19 protein-coding genes are annotated in these 17,712 nt (G+C 60.2%); 9 read left to right on the forward strand and 10 right to left on the reverse strand.

What is annotated here, in order from left to right; genetic code table 11:
- The first annotated feature begins 33 nt into the window (after positions 1-33).
- The 8 genes from DHN60_RS00610 to DHN60_RS00645 all read left to right on the forward strand — a co-directional run bounded on the left by DHN60_RS00610 (position 34) and on the right by DHN60_RS00645 (position 6,489).
- Complete coding sequence (locus DHN60_RS00610; protein WP_108835340.1) at positions 34-648, forward strand: pyridoxamine 5'-phosphate oxidase family protein; 615 nt, start codon at positions 34-36, stop codon at positions 646-648.
- On the forward strand, positions 645-1,175 hold the full coding sequence (locus DHN60_RS00615) for a DUF6653 family protein (RefSeq protein ID WP_108835341.1): 531 nt from the start codon (positions 645-647) through the stop codon (positions 1,173-1,175). Before DHN60_RS00610 ends, DHN60_RS00615 begins: the two co-directional genes overlap by 4 nt.
- A 4-nt stretch (positions 1,176-1,179) precedes the next feature.
- Positions 1,180-2,145, forward strand: coding sequence for a cupin domain-containing protein (locus DHN60_RS00620; protein WP_108835342.1), 966 nt, complete (start codon positions 1,180-1,182; stop codon positions 2,143-2,145).
- Positions 2,133-3,134, forward strand: a complete 1,002-nt coding sequence (locus DHN60_RS00625) for a hypothetical protein (RefSeq protein ID WP_159089067.1) — start codon at positions 2,133-2,135, stop codon at positions 3,132-3,134. The genes DHN60_RS00620 and DHN60_RS00625 overlap by 13 nt, the downstream gene beginning before the upstream one ends.
- Positions 3,131-3,757 carry a class I SAM-dependent methyltransferase gene (locus DHN60_RS00630; protein ID WP_108835344.1) on the forward strand — a complete coding sequence of 209 codons (627 nt, stop codon included), beginning with the start codon at positions 3,131-3,133 and terminating at the stop codon, positions 3,755-3,757. Before DHN60_RS00625 ends, DHN60_RS00630 begins: the two co-directional genes overlap by 4 nt.
- 1 nt (position 3,758) lies before the next feature.
- Entirely contained in the window at positions 3,759-4,883 is a 1,125-nt protein-coding gene (locus DHN60_RS00635) for a cobalamin-independent methionine synthase II family protein (protein WP_108835345.1), read from the forward strand.
- On the forward strand, positions 4,870-5,406 hold the full coding sequence (locus DHN60_RS00640; RefSeq protein WP_306415961.1) for a CIA30 family protein: 537 nt from the start codon (positions 4,870-4,872) through the stop codon (positions 5,404-5,406). Before DHN60_RS00635 ends, DHN60_RS00640 begins: the two co-directional genes overlap by 14 nt.
- 192 nt (positions 5,407-5,598) lie before the next feature.
- Positions 5,599-6,489, forward strand: a complete 891-nt coding sequence (locus DHN60_RS00645; RefSeq protein WP_108835346.1) for an adenylate/guanylate cyclase domain-containing protein — start codon at positions 5,599-5,601, stop codon at positions 6,487-6,489.
- Here DHN60_RS00645 and DHN60_RS00650 read toward each other — a convergent pair.
- The 9 genes from DHN60_RS00650 to DHN60_RS00690 all read right to left on the reverse strand — a co-directional run bounded on the left by DHN60_RS00650 (position 6,486) and on the right by DHN60_RS00690 (position 15,985).
- Positions 6,486-7,721, reverse strand: coding sequence for a mandelate racemase/muconate lactonizing enzyme family protein (locus DHN60_RS00650; RefSeq protein WP_108835347.1), 1,236 nt, complete (start codon positions 7,719-7,721; stop codon positions 6,486-6,488). The genes DHN60_RS00645 and DHN60_RS00650 overlap by 4 nt on opposite strands.
- Before the next feature lie 65 nt (positions 7,722-7,786).
- Positions 7,787-8,878: a Zn-dependent alcohol dehydrogenase gene (locus tag DHN60_RS00655; RefSeq protein ID WP_108835348.1), complete on the reverse strand. Its 1,092-nt coding sequence runs from the start codon at positions 8,876-8,878 to the stop codon at positions 7,787-7,789.
- A 100-nt stretch (positions 8,879-8,978) separates the two neighbouring features.
- Positions 8,979-10,208 (reverse strand): TCR/Tet family MFS transporter, encoded by a 1,230-nt coding sequence (locus tag DHN60_RS00660; protein WP_108835349.1) that lies wholly within the window; start codon positions 10,206-10,208, stop codon positions 8,979-8,981.
- Positions 10,205-11,527, reverse strand: coding sequence for a lyase family protein (locus DHN60_RS00665; protein ID WP_108835350.1), 1,323 nt, complete (start codon positions 11,525-11,527; stop codon positions 10,205-10,207). Before DHN60_RS00665 ends, DHN60_RS00660 begins: the two co-directional genes overlap by 4 nt.
- 3 nt (positions 11,528-11,530) lie before the next feature.
- Positions 11,531-12,319: a 3-oxoadipate enol-lactonase gene (pcaD, locus tag DHN60_RS00670; protein ID WP_108835351.1), complete on the reverse strand. Its 789-nt coding sequence runs from the start codon at positions 12,317-12,319 to the stop codon at positions 11,531-11,533.
- Between the two features lie 6 nt (positions 12,320-12,325).
- Positions 12,326-13,516: an endonuclease/exonuclease/phosphatase family protein gene (locus DHN60_RS00675; RefSeq protein WP_108835352.1), complete on the reverse strand. Its 1,191-nt coding sequence runs from the start codon at positions 13,514-13,516 to the stop codon at positions 12,326-12,328.
- A complete protein-coding gene (locus DHN60_RS00680; protein ID WP_108835866.1) occupies positions 13,513-14,484 on the reverse strand; it encodes a threonine/serine dehydratase in 972 nt (323 codons plus the stop codon). Before DHN60_RS00680 ends, DHN60_RS00675 begins: the two co-directional genes overlap by 4 nt.
- Positions 14,481-15,299, reverse strand: coding sequence for an alpha/beta fold hydrolase (locus tag DHN60_RS00685; RefSeq protein ID WP_108835353.1), 819 nt, complete (start codon positions 15,297-15,299; stop codon positions 14,481-14,483). Before DHN60_RS00685 ends, DHN60_RS00680 begins: the two co-directional genes overlap by 4 nt.
- Positions 15,299-15,985, reverse strand: coding sequence for a haloacid dehalogenase type II (locus DHN60_RS00690; RefSeq protein WP_108835354.1), 687 nt, complete (start codon positions 15,983-15,985; stop codon positions 15,299-15,301). The genes DHN60_RS00685 and DHN60_RS00690 overlap by 1 nt, the downstream gene beginning before the upstream one ends.
- Before the next feature lie 167 nt (positions 15,986-16,152).
- Here DHN60_RS00690 and DHN60_RS00695 point away from each other — a divergent pair, with 167 nt between their 5' ends.
- On the forward strand, positions 16,153-16,587 hold the full coding sequence (locus DHN60_RS00695; RefSeq protein ID WP_108835355.1) for a peptidylprolyl isomerase: 435 nt from the start codon (positions 16,153-16,155) through the stop codon (positions 16,585-16,587).
- Positions 16,588-16,626: 39 nt separating this feature from the next.
- Here DHN60_RS00695 and DHN60_RS00700 read toward each other — a convergent pair whose 3' ends face one another.
- Positions 16,627-17,706, reverse strand: a complete 1,080-nt coding sequence (locus DHN60_RS00700; RefSeq protein WP_234423468.1) for a cytochrome-c peroxidase — start codon at positions 17,704-17,706, stop codon at positions 16,627-16,629.
- Positions 17,707-17,712: the final 6 nt, after the last annotated feature.

Genomic DNA, 17,712 nt, shown 5'->3' on the forward strand with positions numbered 1-17,712 from the left:
CACACACCGCAGACGACAAAAGGGATCTGACCTATGCAACGCTATGACGAATTGATGTTCACACCCGCCGTGCAAGCGCTTCAAGACGTCGAGGGCACGCGCGAGATGTATGCCCGCAACTACGGTGCGCGCACGCGACCACTGGGCGCGGATGACATCGCGTTCATTACCAGCCGAACCTCCTTCTACATGGCCAGCGTCTCTGAAACTGGCTGGCCTTACATCCAGCACCGGGGCGGTCCCGTGGGATTCCTTCAGGTGCTTGACGATCACACGCTCGGCTTTGCCGATTACAAAGGGAACAAGCAGCATATCAGCCATGGCAACGTGGACCATGACGACCGGGTGTCGCTGTTCCTGATGGACTACCCGCGCAAGGCCCGCATGAAGCTGCAAGGTCACGCCACGTTCCAAAACGCAGCCGATAATCCTGACCTCGCCGCACGCCTGACCGTTGAGGGTCAGGGACGTGTAGAACGCCTCGTGACCATCAAACTGGCCGCCTTCGACTGGAACTGCCCGCAATTCATCACGCCGCGCTTTGACAGTGCAGAGATTGCGCAACTGGTTGGCCCGGAAATGGACAAGCTGAGCGCACGCATCCAAGAACTCGAGGCTGAAAACGCGGCACTGCGAGGGCAGGGATGACAGACATCTACCGCGCCGCAGAACGACTGATGGGGATGCAAGACGCTGATTGGCAGCGCCATGCAAACCCGCTCAGCGTCTGGTCGCGGTTCACCTGCCTGCCACTGCTGACGTTCGCGATCTACGCGCGCCAATGGATCGGTTGGTGGTCGCTGCCATTGTTTATGCTGGCGTGCCTCTGGACTTGGGCAAATCCGCGGGTCTTTCCAGTGCCGTCAGACTTTGGGTCGTGGGCGTCGCGCACCACGTTGGGCGAACGCATCTTCCTTGCCCGAGACCGTTACGACATCCCTGATCACCACATTCGTGCCTCTCATGTGCTGACAAGCCTTTCAGCCCTCGGCCTTGCGCCCCTCGCATACGGCCTGATCGTGCTTGACCCGTATGCCGTTCTGGCAGGGCTTGTGGCCATCATCCTGCCAAAACTCTGGTTCTGTGATCGCATGGTCTGGATCCACGCGGAAATGACCGGGACAACACCCGGAACACCTCTCTCAACACCCCTGATGCCCCCCGAAAGGACCTAAGCCCATGACCCCCGCCGAGATGGAGCCGCGCATTGTGCGTTACGGCGATCTGATGCCCTGCAAGACCGCGTTCATCGACGCACATACGCCGGGCAGTGATCAAAAGGAAAACTTCACCATCATTGGTGGCGGAGTCTCAGAGAGCGCGGATCAGCACGTCCACATCTCCATCCCGCATGGCTTTAATATTGGGGCGGCAGGGCAACCGCCCAAATGCCGCAACTCGCTGCACAGCCACCGCACGGCTGAGGTGTTCTTTGTGCTGTCGGGTCGTTGGCGCTTTTTCTGGGGCCGCTGGGGAGATGCGGGCGAGGTGGTGCTGGAAGAGGGCGACATCATCAACATCCCAACCGGCATCTTCCGCGGGTTTGAAAACATCGGCACCGACTACGGGATGATCATGGCGATCCTTGGTGGTGATGATGCGGGCGGTGGTGTCATCTGGGCGCCCCAAGTGATCGAGGATGCCGCCGATCACGGGCTGATGCTGGGCGAAAACGGCAAGCTTTATGATACCAAGCAAGGACAGGCGCTGCCCGATGGGGTGAATCCGATGCCAACCCTGACCGAGGAAGAATTGACCGAATACCCCGAGATGACGCCGATGCAGGTCGTCGGCATGGGGGTGCGCCGCTACAACGACATGATGGCGCTAGGCCAGCACGCGCCCTGCAAGGTGATTGGCGAAACAGGCATCATTCGCGACAAACCGGGGTTCGAGGTGGACCTGATCACCCGGGGCAGCGCGACCAAAGAGATGCACCAACACGACCGCCCCTCGGTCCTCATGCCGATGCGCGGCCATTGGCGTGTGACGTGGCAGGGTGGGGCAACAACGCTTGCCCCCGGCGACACGATGAGCGTGCCCGAGAACATCCCTCACAGTGCGGTTCCTTCAATGACAGGTGAGGCGTCGCTGTATCACATCGTCGCAACGGATGACGCAGCAGGGCCCACATGGATGGGCTAAGGGCAACCCTTTGCGCCCTCGTGTTGGCGACACCTGTGCATGCGGGTTGGGTCGCGCGCACGGCGGATGATGGCGCGCTTTTCTACGGGTTCGCGGTGGCCGAGGGCACAGGGCTTGCCGTGCGCTGCAACGGCCCCTCGCGCCAAGGGCTGCCCGTGGTGAGCGTCGGCGCCCACGAAGAGGCGCGCACAGACCCGTTCCATTTGATCTACAGCCTGCGCCCACCACTGATGGAGGCACCCGCCACGGGGTATCAGCGCAGTGATGTGGTGATCTGGTCGGGCGGCACGGGCTACCGTCTGCCGCCAACCATCTGGAACGAACTTGACGGTGAATGGCAGGTGCAGGTGGGCATGACGGATGCACTGTCCCTGTCGCTGATGACATCGGCGGATGTTGTCGTGGGGCCAGAGGCCGGGCCACATACCCGCGTTACAACCGACCAAATGAACCAATCGGTGGCCGAAGCGATGGCGTTCTGTGTTGCGGAATACCGCCGCGCGGGCCTGCCAGCCCCGGCGCCGCTGGATCAATTCTGGCCACAAGCGAACAACAGCCTGCTGGCAGACGATACTGCACCGACCATACCTGATGGTATGGTCGACTACGCCCGCGCGCATATCCGCGATGGTTGCTCCGGACCGGCGCAAATCGACGACAGCGCGATCCTTCTGGGCGAGATTGACGGCGACGGGCAGGAAGACGCAGTGGTGAACTGGGGCCGCATTACCTGCACCCAAGGGCTACCCCGCCCGTTTTGCGGGGCATCCATGTGCAGCGCAGATGTGTACCTGTCCAGCGCATACGCGCGCATTGGCGGCCCACTCAACCTGCTCGCGCTCGGCGTTCAACTGCAACCGCTCACCAATGGCCTGCAAGGCGTCTCGCTGGGTGGGTCTCTTTCAATGTGCGATGCGGCAGGGCAAACAGGCGGGGCCTGCAACTTTATCTGGTATTGGAACGGGGCTGAACTGGTGCAACTGAAATGAGCGAACTCGATCCCCTCGCGGATGAAACCCAAGCCATCTATGAGCGGCAAGCGGCACGCTATGATGCCAACCGGTCGCGCGCATTGTTTGAGGCGCGATGGCTGGCGCGATTTGCGGCCAGCCTCGCGCCGGGTGCGCATGTGCTTGATCTGGGATGCGGAACCGGCGAACCAATCGCGCGTTGGTTCATGGCTGAAGGGTTCAAAGTCACCGGCGTCGATTTCGCGAACGCGATGCTCGACATTGCCCGCAGTCGTTGGCCAGATGGGGATTGGCGCGATGGCGACATGCGCACCCTCGATCTGGGGCAGACGTTCGACGGGATCATCGCGTGGAACAGCTTTTTCCATTTGCGGCCCGACGAACAACGCGTTTGCATCGCGCATCTGGCAGACCATCTTGCTCCGGGCGCGCCATTGATGCTCACTGTCGGCCCGCGTGCAGGCGAAGTCAGCGGAACCGTGGGCGAGGACACAGTTTACCACGCGTCCCTGTCCCCGGCAGGCTACGCGTCCTGCCTCGAAGCGCACGGCCTGCGCCTCACCGGATTTCTGGCCGAAGACCCAGAAGCCAATGAACACAGCGTGCTGATGGCACGCAAAGACCACGATCAGGAGACTTAAAGTGACCATTCTGACCACCCACGCCGGCAGCCTGCCACGGACCCAAGAGGTCGTGGATTTCATTTTTGCGCGCGAACACGGCAAGGATTACGACCAAGCCGCATTTGATGCGGCCATGACGGCTGCAGTCGATGTCACGGTGGGCAAACAGGTGGCCGCAGGCGTCGGGATCGTCAGTGACGGCGAGACGTCCAAAATCAGCTACGCGACCTACGTCAAAGACCGCTACACCGGCTTTTCCGGCGACAGCCCGCGCAACGCACCTGCCGACCTCAAACAATTCCCCGGCTTCCTCAAGCGGTTGGCAAACGAAGGCGGCACACCGCAATACGCCCGCCCCATGTGCACGGGCGAGGTCAAGAGCCGCGGACAGGGCGAGTTGGAAAAAGACATCGCAAACCTCAAAGCAGCTATGGCCAAGCATGGCGCACCGCGTGGGTTTATGAACGCAGCCTCACCAGGGGTTATCTCTCTGTTCCTGCAGAACGATTTCTATCCAACACGCGACGCATACCTCGCCGCTCTGGCCGATGCGATGAAGGCAGAATACGACACAATCATCGCCGCAGGGCTCGATCTGCAACTTGATTGCCCGGACCTCGCGCTCAGCCGTCACATGCTGTTCGCAGACCTGTCGGATGCTGAATTCGTCAAGATCGCCGACGCCCATGTGGAGGCGCTCAATCACGCATTGCGCGACATTCCTGCGGAAAAGGTGCGGGTGCACATCTGTTGGGGCAACTATGAGGGGCCGCACGTCTGCGACATCGACATGGACACTGTTTTCCCGACACTCATGTCCACGCGGGCCTCGTACCTGCTTTTTGAAACATCAAATCCGCGCCATGCGCACGAATGGACAGTATTCCGCGACCGCAAGGCGGAAATCCCGGACAACAAGGTTCTGGTGCCGGGCGTCGTGGACACCACCACGAACTTTGTCGAACACCCGCAAGTGGTCTCGCAACGAATCGAACGCTTCACTGACATCGTGGGCAAAGACCGCGTTGTGGCGGGCAGCGATTGCGGCTTTGGCACTTTTGCAGGCTTTGGCGCGGTCGATCCCGACATCGCCTATGCCAAACTCGAGGCGCTGTCTCAGGGCGCGGGCCTTGTCTCCGCTTAAGGCGGTCGTCCTGTGCGCGCTGTTGGCGGCCCCGACCCAAGCACAAGAGGCTGATATGAAATTGTCTCCAAACTGGGAGTACGTGGCAGACACGGTCATGGGCGGCGTGTCCCAAGGCCAAGCACGTCAGGAAACGGTGGCCGGACGAAAGGCCATCCGGCTGACGGGCACCGTATCACTCGACAACAATGGCGGGTTTGTGCAGATCGCATTTGATCTGGCCGAGGGACGCGATTTTGATGCACGCAGCTATACTGGGCTGGTTTTCGAGGTGCTGGGCAACGGCGAAACCTATGATCTGCGATTGCGCACGCGTGCGCTGAATCGTCCCTGGCAATCCTTCCGCACAAGCTTTGTCGCGCCAGCGGAATGGACGGAAGTGCGCGTGCCATTTGACACGCTCGTTGCCCACAGGACAGATGCGGAATTTGATGCCGCAACTCTGCGTCGCGTTGGTATCCTCGCGATCGGAAAAGTCATGCAGGCAGATATTTCCCTCTCGGCCATCGGGTTCTATCGCTAGGCCAAAGGTGCATCCACACACAGCCTTTTGTGCGTAGCAAATGGGCACCCAAACGCACTACCCCTTTATTTTTCTAAACATATGACGCTAAATACAGTCACGCATTTTGATTAGCGGTTTTTTCGTGTTTTGATTTAGGCGCTGCGTTCTCTTTTTGGGGAAGGGACCAGCGCTGTTGGAGGGTCCATTGCCATGAGGGTTGAGCGCGCAATATTGCTTGCCGATGTGTCGGGCAGCACTGCGCTGTACCGAAGCCACGGTGACGAACGCGCAAGCCAGCTCGTATTTGAATGCGTGGAAGGCATGCAAAAGATCGCCACGATCCACGGCGGTGAGTTTGTGCGCTCCAAGGGCGACGACGTACTGTGCCTGTTTGCAGGCGCAGACGCGGCGATCGCAGCCGCGGGCGATATGATGACTCATGGCGCGCGGGGCGAGGTGTCGCTGCATGCAGGGCTCCATTGGGGACTTGTGGTGCATCGCGGGACCGAACTGTTCGGGGACGCCATCAACATTGCCGCGCGCCTGTCCAGCCAAGCCAAAGAAAACGAAGTTTTGATGAGTCGCGAACTGGTCAACTACACCAAGTCTGTTGACCGCGACACGCTCCGTTCGATCGGGGAACACACGCTCAAGGGCATCAATATGCCAACCGAGATCTTCGCTCTGATGGCGGGCGGAGACGAAGACGGTGGCGTGACCAGCTTTGCCGCCCAACCCACTATGTTTCAGGCACAGCGCAAGGAGACGGTGGCCAAAACCGCCGTGCGGCTGTCTTGGATGAACTGGTCTCAGGACATCCACGAGGGACAACAGATCACCGTGGGCCGTTCGTCTGCCTGCGGGCTTGTCGTACCCGAAGCATGGGTGTCGCGCGTGCATGCGGCGATCTCCGTGCGAGGCGGGATCGTGGAGTTCAAAGACAGCTCATCCGCGGGAACGACACTCACGATCGGCACTGCCCCCGAATTCTACATCTGCCGCCAGACCGTGGCCCTCACCGGTTCGGGATCTATCGCGCTGGGCGGCGTCGCCTCCGGCGAAGCCCCGCGCATCACCTACGAAGTGGTGCAGGTCGACTAGACCTCGCGCGGCGCGGGCGCACCGCCCTCAAAACTGTTGCCATTCTGATAATCGCAAGGCGCGTCCTGCATCTGCAAATGCAATCCGTCCCCGTCGTAAGGATGGGCACGGGCAAGCGCTTCGTCGACATCAATCCCCAGTCCAGGCGCATCCGAGGGCGTGATGAAACCATCCTCCACCCGGATCGCGCCCTTGATCAACTGATCATGGAACGGCGTTTCTATTGTCTCGCACATCAGGATGTTCGGAATCGAAGCCGCCAGTTGCACGTTTGCTGCCCACTCAACAGGGCCTGCATACAGGTGCGGCGCCATCTGGGCGTTGTAGACCTCCGCGATGGCGGCGACCTTTTTCATCTCCCAGATACCGCCCGCCCGGCCAAGTGCTGGCTGCACAATGCTTGCCGCACCGCTGCGCAAGACGGGTGCAAATTCGGCCTTCGTGGTTAGGCGTTCGCCCGTCGCCACCGGAATACGCACCGCGCGGGCGACCTTGGCCATCTCCTCCACCGCATCCGGCGGGATCGGCTCTTCGAACCACAGCGGCGCATAGGGCTCAATCGCCTGACCCAAACGGATCGCCCCCGCCGTGGTGAACTGCCCATGGGTGCCAAAAAGCAGATCGGCCCGGTCTCCCACGGCTTCCCGGATCGCTTTGCAAAAGGCGACAGACATAGAAATGTCACGCATGCCCGGCATATGCCCGCCGCGCATGGTGTAGGGGCCCGCGGGGTCAAATTTTACGGCTGTGTATCCACGATCAACGCAGTCGAGGGCTGACTCAGCCGCCATCTCCGGCGACGTCCAGAAATCCTCAAGCAAATGATGGGGCAGGGGGTAAAGGTAAGTATAGGCGCGGATACGATCATTCATCCGCCCGCCCAACATTGCATGCACTGGCCGCCCACGGGCCTTGCCCACAATATCCCAACACGCGATTTCAAGCCCCGAAAAGGCGCCCATCACGGTCAAATCCGGGCGCTGGGTAAAGCCCGAAGAATAGGCACGGCGAAACATCAACTCGATGTCTTCGGGATTTTCACCGGCCATATGGCGGTCAAACACATCCTCAATGACAGCGCGCATCGCCGCAGGGCCGACGGACGAGGCATAACACTCGCCCCACCCGACAATCCCGTCATCCGTGGTCAGCTTCACCAATATCCAATACCGTCCACCCCAACCGGGGGCCGGGGGTGCCGTGATGATGATGTCGAGATCGCGCAGTTTCATGATGCGTCCCTTCTCTGATTTAAAAAATCCCGGGGGAGTCCCGCAGGGACGGGGGCTGGCCCCCTTTACCGGTTAAACATGATCACGTTGCGCCGGGCTTTGCCGCCCTTGGTATCCGCAATCGCGTCATTGATCTGATCAAGCGACCACCGGCCGGAAATCAGGCTGTCCAATTGCAAGCGGCCTTGCAGATACAAGTCGACCATCCAGGGGATATCGCGCTGGATCACCACATCGCCCATTTTTGAGCCGACCATACCCTGACCCAGATATGCGAGATTGACGGGTTCGTATTCCGCCATCGCACCAGAATGCGGCATGCCGACCATAACGACCTTGCCACCACGACCAAGATACCTTGGAGCCTGATCATAGGCGGGGATCGCGCCAACAGTCACGATGACGGCTTCGGCGCCTTTGCCGCCAAGGGCTTTATAGGCTTCGCGCCATGGCGCTTCGCCCGTGGCCAACACACCGTGCGTTGCTCCAAAGGCGGTCGCGTCATCCAGTTTGTCCTCGGTCATGTCAACGGCGACGATGCGGCGGGCCCCGGCGATACGTGCCCCCTGAATAGCGTTCAGGCCCACGCCGCCGGCACCGATGACCACGACATCCTCACCTGCCCGCAAGCCTGCTGCGTTCACCACAGCGCCGACGCCCGTGATCACACCGCAAGCAATCAGGCTGGCCGCGTCCATCGGCATTGAGGCGGGGACTTTGACCAACTGGCTCTGATCCACGACCACTTTTTCGGCAAATGCGCCGCAGGCCATGGCCTGATGCAGCATACCATCATCTGCCGTGCGGATCGGACCCTGGTCTCCGTCATATGGGGTCTCGCAAATGGTGGGCTTGCCCCCGGCACAAGACGGGCAGGTGCCGCAGGCCCGGATCAGTGTAACGACGACACTGTCGCCCACAGCGACACCTTGCACGGTATCTCCAACGGCGCTGACGACACCAGCGGCCTCGTGCCCATAAACCGCAGGCAAACTGCCACCCCATGCACCATCTGCAAAGGAAATGTCGGAATGGCAAATAGCGACCGCGTGCAGGGTCACTTCGACTTCGCCCACCTTGGGCGCTCTCAATTGGATGTCTTCTATTACGAGGGGGGCGCCGAATTCGTGGCACACGGCCGCTTTGATTGTCTGCATGTCTGTCCCTTGTCGCGCGCTCATTATGACTGTGTTTGGTGTTTCGATTTTAGGGACGGTGGCGCAGGCGCGCGACACTCGCAAGAGCAATTGCGACCTCTCAAGGTCGTTGATCGCCGGTAACGTCGCGAGAGACCGCAATTTTTCCTACGCGCAAGAACACCATCAAACTGACAGCCATGAGAATTGCGGATAGATAAAACGATGCTCCGGGCATGTAGACCGGGGCTCCCGGTTCGGTGAACGCATAAAACACGTAGGTCATGATCATCGGCGAAATGATCATCGCCAGCGCCGAAACAGAGGTCAGCGCGCCCTGCAACTCGCCCTGCTGGTTGTCATCAACTGCCTTCGACATAATCCCCTGAAGCGCAGGTGTAATCACCGCAGGCAGCGCCGCCAAAGGCGTCAGCATCAGCAGCCAAAATCCCGAACTCGTAAACCCTATCAAAAGGAATACGCCGACATCTGCCACATGTCCGTAAATCACCGAACCCCGTTCGCCTATCGTGCGCAAGATGGGCCGGATCAGTACCCCCTGTACGATGGCCATGGAAATCCCGAACAGCCCCAGCGACAGCCCCCGCATTCCCGGCGACCAGTCAAAGCGCTCCAGCGTGTAAAAACTCCAGATCGCCGGATAGACGGTAAAGGCCACCTGATAGATGAAAAACACCACCAGCAACGGGCCTAGGCCGGGCAGGCGGGCGAGGTATTTGAACAGGCCAAACGGGTTTGCGCGCCGCCACTCAAACGGGCGGCGGATGCGGTCATCCACAGTTTCTTTCAACACGAAATAGCCAAATACAGCGTTCAGTGCTGCCAGCCCCGCAGCCGCATAAAACGGCGCGCGGGTGCCGTACTCTGCCAGAACGCCGCCGATCAATGGGCCAAAGACGAACCCCATCCCAAAGGCCGCCCCGATCAGTCCGAAATTCGCAGCCTTTTGCGCAGGCTTGGAAATGTCGGCCATATAGGCGTTCGCTGTTGACTGAGTGGCCGCCGTGATCCCGCCTACAACGCGCCCTGCCAGCAGTAACCAGATGGAACCTGCGACCGCCATCACGAGATAGTCTGCTGCCATAACAACCAATGAAATGAGCAATACAGGCCGCCGCCCAAACCGGTCCGACAACGCACCGATCACAGGGCCAAACAGAAACTGCATCAACGCAAATATCGTCGACAACACGCCGCCCCATAAGGCGGCCGACCCAATGTTTCCGCCCCGAACTTCCTGAATGAGGTCAGGCATGACAGGGACGATCAAACCGATGCCCATCGCATCCAGCATCACTGTAAACAGAATAAAGACGACGGGCAGCTTCACAGATCGGAAATCCGCTTGGCAAAGGCGCGTGCCGCGTCCGGGGCCAGACCCATTTGCCTGACAGGATCAAACAAATCGTCCGCTAAATCAGGATGCGCCGCTTGGGCCACAGCTTGCAGGGACACGCCGGTCTCAACGGCCTGCGCCACCAGCGCCTTGGTTGCGGCCTGCGCCTCTGGGCGGGGCATCTGGGCTGCGAGGGCAAAGCTCAGAGCTTCTGCGTGCAACAAACCCAAACCGTCAATATGCGTGCGCATCTGATCCGTCTGCGGGCTCAGGCCCTCCATCACGGCGCGGGCTGTTTCCAACGACGCCGCCGTTGACAGGGCAATCTGCGGCAGCACCATCCATTCGGTGAACCACGCGGCCCCGTCGCGCTGATACTGGTGGGCAGAGGATGCCTGCAAACTCGCGCGCAGACCGGTCATCTGGTGGTTCAGCGCGACCAGAACCGATGGTGCCACCGGGTTCTGTTTTTGCGGCATGGTCGAGGATGCTCCTGAACCGCCCAGACTAACCTCGCCCGTGTCCGAGCCGGTGAGGCCGATCACGCTGTGACCAAACGCTGCAAGGGTGGCGGTCACGCCACTCATCCACTCTGCGATCCGCAAAATGGGTCCGCGGTCGGTGTGCCAACTGCGGCCCGGATCACCCAGACCCAAGGCGTCGGCCAGAGCCGCACGCGTCGCCACAGCCTCTGGCCCAAGGGCCGCGGATGTCCCGGCCGCCCCGCTCAAACTCACCCAAAGCGAGGCCGCTTTCACAGCGGGCAGCGCCTCAAGCGCATCCGCCAGAGGGTCACCCCATTGTGCCAGCACCGCCCCCCAAGAGGTCACAGTCGCGTGTTGCCCATAGGTGCGCGCGGCCATTGGCGTGTCTGCGTGGTCCAGCGTCTGCTGCGACATCAAACGCAACACCGCCCGCAAGACCTCTTCTTGTGCGGCAAGAGTCTGGCGCAAACGCAGCATCAGGGCCGTGTCGATGATATCCTGACTTGTCGCCCCCCAATGAGCGTATTGCGCATGCTCCGGGGCCTCCATCGCCGTGCGAAAGGCGGCCACCAGTCTCGGCACGCAGACGCCATTCGTCGCCGTACTGTCGGCCAAACCGGCCGGATCGATCTGCACCTCAAGGCTGGAGCGGTGAACGAACGCGGCGCTGATCTCGGGGATCACACCTTGCGCGCCCTGCACCTTGGCCAATGCCCCTTCAACCAGCAACATCGCGCGCACCTCGGCGCTGTCGCTCCAAAGCCGCCCAACGTCACCGGTGCCAAACAGCTTACCCAGCAAGGGGGATGCAAAAACGCTCGCCGCCATGGTTCAGATATGCCCCACGCTGCGCATGAAATCGGTGATCACCTGCGCATATTCCTGCGGTTTCTCAACACAAGGCAAGTGGCCCGCACGGCGGATCAAATGGAACTGGCTGCCCGGGATCAGGCCGGTCGTCTCGCGCATCAGATCAGGGGGCGTGGCCCCATCCTCGGACCCGGCAATGCCCAATGTGGGCAGGCGCAGCGTGGCTGTGGTCGCGAAAAAGTCGCTTCCCGAAATCGCAGCACAACAGCCCGCATATCCCGCATCCGGTTGGCGGGTCAGCATGTTGCGCCAAAGCTCAAGATCGACATGGACAAGAAAATCCTTGGAAAACCAACGCTCCATCGTAGCATCCGCCATGCTCTCAATGCCGCCAGCCTCAACATTCGCGATCCGCTCGGCCCACAAGTCCTTGGTGCCAATCTTGGCGCCTGTGTTGGACAGCACCATCGCGCGCATCAAATCCAGCCGTTTCACGGCCAGCCCTTGGGCAATCAGCCCGCCAATGGACAGCCCGACAAACAAGGCATCTTTGAAGCCCAGATGATCCATCAGGCGTTCCGCGTCTCCGACCAGAGCGCCCATCGCATAGGGACCACTCGGGCAACTCGACAACCCATGTCCGCGCTTGTCATAGCGCAGGATGCGCAAACCAGCAGGCAACAAGGGCAAGATCGGGTCCCACAGGCGCAGATCCGTGCCCAGCGAGTTCGCGAAAACCACAGGTGCCCCGTCTTCTGGCCCATCAATCCGGTAATGCAGGCGGACGTCGCCCAAATCTGCCATGTGCATGTGAATTCAGTCCTTCAGTCGCATATGCGCTATGATCTGTCCGTGATCAGAGGCCAGTTTGTTATAGGGCGCCTCGGGATGGCTGCCGTCGGTCAGATGATCGTTCAGCACGCTGAAATAGTCCATCTGCCCGATGCTTCCCTTTGCGTCAGGCAGAAAGTGGCGGGACATATAGATCTGGTCAATGCTCTCGTAGTTGCCGCCAAAGGCCGCCGTATAAACCATATCGCGGGCCGATTTGCGCACGAACTGCTTTTCTGCCGAATGCAGGCGCACTGCTTCTATGTCTTCCTGAATCTGTTCGTTTTCCGCGTCGGAGTAGCGATCACGGGGCGTTTCAGCATCATGGCGCAGCATCCACGCGTAATTCTTGAACGGGACTTCACCGCTGATGATCTCTGAACTCACAGCATGTTCACCGTCGTTGAAATCACCCAGCACCATCACTGGATGGCCAGCCTGCAACTCTGCGACAATGGCACGGCGCAGCACCCACGCCTCGGCCATACGGCGCAGGGCAGCGCGCAGGCCACCAAGGGCACGGGCAACGGGGTCGTAAGCCGTCAGATCAACCTCGGCAGGGGCACCTCCGCCTTTGGGCGGCACAAACTCTCCCAACTTGGATTTCAAATGGCAGTTGAAAACGGTGATCACATGCCCACCCACAGGCACGCGTACCTTCAGAATCGGACGGCTAAGGCGGGTCAGGCGAAAACTCCCCCCGCCTTCGGGGCCCATCGGGCCAAAGTCGATGTTCAATGGCGCGGCAAGGTCCTGTATGATCTCAGGCTCACCCACAAAGCCCAGCCGCGACAGGATCGCGACACCGGGACGGCGCTGTCCGGGGCCGCCGTCGTTGACGTTGGGCGCCACGGCAAGGGCCGCGTCCGTATACGGACGATAAGCCAGCTTGCGAAAGATCGCCTTGCGCCGGTACCGTTTGTTCGGCCCGGGAATGTGGGCATCGTTGTCCGCGATCCCTTCTTCATCGGCTTGGCGGATCACATCACGCAACGCGCTTTCTTCAAATATCTCCTGAAAACCGACGATATCGGCGTCCATCGTCTGCATCTGTTCGGCCAGCCAATCGGCCTTCCATGCGTATTCCTCAGGGGTATAGCTTTGAAAACGATAGTATTCGGCGTCCGGACCAATGAGGTTCTTGACGTTAAAGCTGGCGATGGAAAAGTCGGTCATGACAGGGTCTTGAGGCTCCGTGCAAAGATTTCAGGGTCCACGTTGCCACCCGATATGGTGACAATCACGTCCTCTCCTTCAATCTGATCCTGCCGACACAATGCGGCAGCAAGGGCAACAGCCCCTCCCGGTTCGGCCACCACCTTCAGGCGCAGAAATGCCTGGGCCATGGCTTGCAGGGCCTCATCCTCAGTGACCACCAATCCGGGGCCGCACAACCGGTGCATGATCGGAAAGGTAATGTCGCCGGGCTGCGGCGTGATGATCGCATCGCAAATGTTCCCTGACACCCGGTTGTTACGCTCAATGCCCCCCGACCTAAGCGAACGGGCAACGTCGTCAAACCCCTCAGGTTCAACAGGGCGCACGCGCAGCCCCGGTGCCTCTGCCTCAGCCGCCAATGCAATGCCCGAGGTCAAACCACCCCCACCGCAACAGACCAGAATGTCAGCATTCTCGACGCCTGCGTCTCGGGCTTGGGTGACGATCTCAAGACCGGTTGTGCCCTGCCCGGCGATGACCTGTGGCTCATCATAGGGTTTGATCAGGGTCAGCCCGCGTTCCTGTGCCAACTGCGCGCCAATGCGGTCGCGATCCTCGCTGCCGCGATCGTACAGAACCACCTCGGCCCCCAAGGCCTTTGTGTTGGCGATCTTGAGCGCGGGGGCGTCGCGTGGCATGACGATGACCGATGGCACCCCGTGCAATGTGGCCGCATGTGCGACGCCTTGAGCATGATTGCCGCTGGAAAATGCGATGACACCGCGCGCGCGTGTGTCAGGATCAAGTGCAGACAGCGCCGACCAACCGCCCCGAAACTTGAAACTTCCCGTACGTTGCAGGCACTCCGGCTTGATCCAGACACGACGGCCCGCGATCTCGTCAAGAAAGGGCGAGTTCAGCAGCGGGGTCACCCGTGCATGCCCCTCAAGGCGCTTTGCAGCGGCGCGGATCATATCGATATTCATTGCATTTTCTCCATCCATGCCGCTAGGGCGGCGACCGCCTCGGGTTCGTCCAGAAATGGCACGTGGCCCCGGTCCGGCACCTCGGCATAGATCATGTCAGGGCGGCGATCCTGCATCTTTTGGGCTGTAGCCGCGCTCAGCAAGTCCGACCCGGCCCCCCGGATCAGGCAAGTTGGCTTGCCCGCAAGCGCGTCAAAGAACGGCCACAGATCAGGGACATCGCCACCTGCCTCGACCGCGTCGCGCAAGTGTGGATCGTACGTGATGCTAAGGCCTTCGGGTGTTTGCACAAAATGGGTCTGCGCTTCTTGCATCCAGCGCTCAGGGGGCACGTTCGCGAACCCTTTCAGCACATAAGGCAGAGCCATCGCGGTTTCGCTGTGGCTGCGTGCAGTGGGATTTCGGCCAAGATAGACCATGATCCCGGCAAGGCCCTCGGGGTCCAGTTCAGGACCCACATCGTTGAGGGCCACACCCAACACCCGCTCAGGCGCTGCGGCGGCAAGGCCCATCCCGTTCAGCCCCCCGCGCGATGTGCCAAGGATGGCACAGGCGGGCAGGGACAGGTGGTCCAGCAATTCGATCACGTCGCGGATTTCCACAGGCAACGTGTAGTTCTGCCAATTCGGGTCGACGTCTGATTGCCCCCGCCCGCGATAATCCATCTTGATGAGACGGCAGGGGGGCAAGTGTGGCGTCACATACTGGAAATCTTCCGTGGTCCTTGTCAGCCCCGGCAAACACAACAGTGGCAGCCCCGAGCCTTCATCGGTGTAAAAGAGGTTCAATCCATCAGAGGTCGTGAACGTGGCCATTACACGCCCGCCAAGGCCGGAATACCTGTCAAATTGGTCAGGGTCGTGTGCGGTGTCCATGGCAAGCGGTCTACCGGTTCTCCGGCGCGATTGACCCACGCCGTCGTAAACCCATAACCGGTGGCCCCGGCGGCGTCCCAGCCATTCGAAGAGACGAAAAGTACCTCTTCCTTGGCACAGCCAAACCGCTGCCCAACAAGGTCATAGACCCGCACGTCTGGTTTGAAGATGCCGACGGACTGAACCGACAGGCTGTCATCCAATACATCGGCAATGCCCGCCGATTGCACCGCGCCGTCCAGCATTTCGGGCGATCCATTGGACAAGATGGCGGTGTTCATCCCTGCGTTCTTGAGGGTGTGCAACATCTCGGGCACTTCGGGATAGGCCTGCAATTCCCAATAAAGCGCCAACAACCGCTCGCGCAAAGCCGGATCATGGGAATGTCCCGTCTTCTCCAAAGCCCAGTCGAGCCCGTTTTGCGTCACTTCCCAGAAATCCGTATGCGAGCCGGTGATCGCGCGCAGCCACGTGTACTGGAGCTGCTTGGCGCGCCAATGCTCGGCCAGCGCGGGCCAGTCATCCTTGATCGCGGCAAAAGACGGATCACCCGCCGCCTGACGCGCTGCAGCGGCGACATCAAACAGGGTTCCATAGGCGTCAAAAATGCAGGTGGTGATGGGCATGGCAGCAACCTTTCTCAAGTTGCGCAAACACTGACATGGGGATGCAGCGACGAAAAGGGGCGAGGGGTTGGAAAAACAAAATCCGGGGTGCGAAAAGACCGCCAGACGGGGTTTACCCCCCGTTCACATACAGGCAGTGTGAACGCCGAACCTGAAGGAGCATGCACATGGCCGAAATCAAAGACGGTGACACCGTGCGCATCCACTACACAGGCACTTTGAAGGACGGAACCACCTTTGACAGCTCAGAGGGACGCGATCCGCTGGAATTTGTCGTGGGTGCGGGCCACATCATCAAAGGGCTGGACACAGCCCTGCCGGGCATGCAGGCAGGGGACAAAAAGTCAGTGAGCATTGACTGCGCGGATGCCTACGGCCCGATCAATCCCGCGTTGCACCAAGGCGTACCCCGCGACGCGATTCCGGACGATATCCAGCTTGAGGTTGGTATGCAGTTGCAGATGCAAACGCCGCAGGGCCAGCCAATGCCGGTTACGGTGACGGCGATTGACGAGGAACAAGTTATGCTGGACGCCAACCACCCACTGGCGGGGCGTGATCTGGTGTTTGATTTCGAGGTGGTGTCGGTCGAGGCTGGATAAGCAGACCCCGCTGACGCGTCTGCGCGTGGGCCTATGCCCCTAGTTGGGAACCTCACTTAGGGTTTCAAGAAACGCGACCAGGTCTGAAATTTCGGCTTCAGACAAGTTCAATGGTTGCAGAATTGCTTCGCCATCGGCGTGCATCCGCTCCAGATTGATCTCGTTGTAATGCCGCACAACAGCCGTGAGATCCGGCAGGGATCCGTCGTGCATGTAGGGTGCGGTATCAGCGGCTCCACGCAGGCTTGGTGTTCTGAACGTGCCGAAATTCGCATGGGTTTGACGGACATTTTGCACAGCCCATGCACCATGTTTGGTTTCATCATCGCTCCATGCGCCAGCCAATGTGTACGGGCTGGCGAGCAAGATGTTCAGCCCGCCAAACCGGCCCGTGTCAACCGACGTTTCATCAATAAAATAGGGCACACCTGCATCATGGAATTCATTGTTCGAGAACCGCGGGCCGCTGTGACACATGATGCAATTCCCCTTCCCAAGAAAAATCTGCAATCCTCGTTGGGCGGACTCTGAATAGCGCCCTGCGGCGACATGATCTCGCTGTTCCAGCGCATCTCGAAAAGTATCAAAAGTGGTGGGCAACGTCACCAAAACCTCTTGGTACGCCGCGAGCGTTTTGGCAGTATTGACCAGAACGGCTTCGGGCGACTGCTGATCAATCGGACCAAAGATGGCCTCATAGGCCACCGCGTGCCTGCTTGCTGACAGTGCCGTCTGCAAACTTTGCGCACTGTGCGCCATTTCCTGTTCTGCGACGATGGGGTGTAAACTGGCCGCCCATAGATTGTCGCTCTTGCCGCCCCAGCCAAACCAGCGCAGGCCACCAAGGTTCACCACACTTGGACTGTTGCGATCCAGAATTTCGCGACCAACAGCGCGGGACACTGGAACCGTAAACCCCTGCGCCGGATCGTGACAGCTTGAACAGGCAAGGCTGGCATCTTTGGACAGGATTGGATCTGTGAACAAATCCTCGCCCAAGGCAATCGCAGCCCGGCTCCCCGATACCCTGTTGCTTTTGTCGGGCTCTGGTTCAGGCGGCCAGGGCCCCAACGACAGGGTTTGGGAAATCTCGACAGGCGACAGGATTACGTCTGCCATGACCGG

This window comes from Tateyamaria sp. Alg231-49 (assembly GCF_900143535.1).
GTDB lineage: Bacteria > Pseudomonadota > Alphaproteobacteria > Rhodobacterales > Rhodobacteraceae > Tateyamaria.